The organism is Natronorubrum amylolyticum (assembly GCF_052040145.1).
GTDB lineage: Archaea > Halobacteriota > Halobacteria > Halobacteriales > Natrialbaceae > Natronorubrum.
The window spans coordinates 1-1,650 of record NZ_JBPPFW010000009.1; the positions used below are offsets into that span (position 1 = coordinate 1).

Here is a 1,650-nt window from a genome sequence, read left to right on the forward strand (position 1 = left end):
TTAAGAGGACTGCCAGTGCCAAACTGGAGGAAGGAACGGGCAACGGTAGGTCAGTATGCCCCGAATGTGCTGGGCGACACGCGGGCTACAATGGCCACGACAGTGGGATGCAACCCCGAGAGGGGACGCTAATCTCCGAAACGTGGTCGTAGTTCGGATTGAGGGCTGAAACTCGCCCTCATGAAGCTGGATTCGGTAGTAATCGCGCCTCAGAAGGGCGCGGTGAATACGTCCCTGCTCCTTGCACACACCGCCCGTCAAAGCACCCGAGTGAGGTCCGGATGAGGCCTGGATTCCCAGGTCGAATCTGGGCTTCGCAAGGGGGCTTAAGTCGTAACAAGGTAGCCGTAGGGGAATCTGCGGCTGGATCACCTCCACAGACCGGGATCAGGCCGACGGCCTGACCCACCTTCGCAGTTTGCGGTTCACGTTCGATCGACCCACCCGTTGGCCGATCGGGCACCTTAGAACTACCAAGGCTAACGATTTCGTCTCGTGTCCACCTTTGGGTGGACGTGGGCCCATAGCTCAGTGGTAGAGTGCCTCCTTTGCAAGGAGGATGCCCAGGGTTCGAATCCCTGTGGGTCCATGACTCGGAGACGATCGAATCGTGCCCCTTAAGTGGGTCACGCTACTTCGATCTAATCCGAACGAAACCGATGCACCAGCCCGTGTAAACGTGGCTGGGAAGGGTTAATGCATGCCGCGTCTACGGCGTGCAGATGAGACCGTGTGTACGTGTAGTCCAGGCGTCCACTGGACCCGTTCCCGGGTCACTCTTGAATTACAACTTCCGTTGCAATTCAGATCCGATGAACGTGGCTACTGTGCCAGCTGGTGGATCGCTCGGCTTGAGAGCTGAAGAAGGACGTGCCAAGCTGCGATAAGCCTGAGGGAGCCGCACGGAGGCAAAGAACTCAGGATCTCCGAATGGGAATCCCCACCGCAATTGCTTCGCGCAATGGGGAACGTCGAGAATTGAAACATCTTAGTATCGACAGGAAAAGAAAACGAACGTGATGTCGTTAGTAATGGCGAATGAACGCGATAAAGTCCAAACCGAAGCCCTTACGGGCAATGTGGTGTTCGGACTGACGATCACTCTCGGACCGTCTACAGGAAGTCTCTTGGAATAGAGCACGAAACAGGGTGACAGTCCCGTAGTGTAGATCAGTATGAGACGAGTCAGCTCCAGAGTATCGGGGGTTGGATATCCCTCGTGAATATTGCAGGCATCGACTGCAAAGACTAAACACTCCTCAAGACCGATAGCGAACAAGTAGTGTGAACGAACGCTGAAAAGTACCCCCAGAAGGGAGGTGCAATAGGGCGTGAAATCAGTTGGCGATAGAGCGACGGGGCATACAAGGTCCTGTATACAATGAATTAGGTGCGAACCTATAGTAAGCCATACAGGAAGCCGATGTTCCGTCGTACGTTTTGAAAAACGAACCAGGGAGTGTGCCTGTTTGACGAGTCTAACCAGATTATCTGGGAAGGCGTAGGGAAACCGATATGGCCGCAGTCTTACGACGAGGGCCACCGTGTTCAAGCGCGGGGAGTCAAACGGGCACAACCCGAAACCGGACGATCTAGGCGTGAGCAAGGTGAAGCGTGCCGAAAGGTGCGTGGAGGCCTGTTAGAGTTGGT

The 1,650-nt window shown here is 55.2% G+C and carries 1 tRNA gene and 2 rRNA genes; all 3 read left to right on the plus strand.

The window, feature by feature from the left end:
* Positions 1–377 (plus strand): 16S ribosomal RNA (locus ACSFDB_RS20970); the annotation flags it as partial.
* A 140-nt stretch (positions 378–517) separates the two neighbouring features.
* Positions 518–589 (plus strand) — tRNA-Ala (locus ACSFDB_RS20975).
* Between the two features lie 224 nt (positions 590–813).
* Positions 814–1,650: ribosomal RNA gene (locus ACSFDB_RS20980) — 23S ribosomal RNA — on the plus strand; the annotation flags it as partial.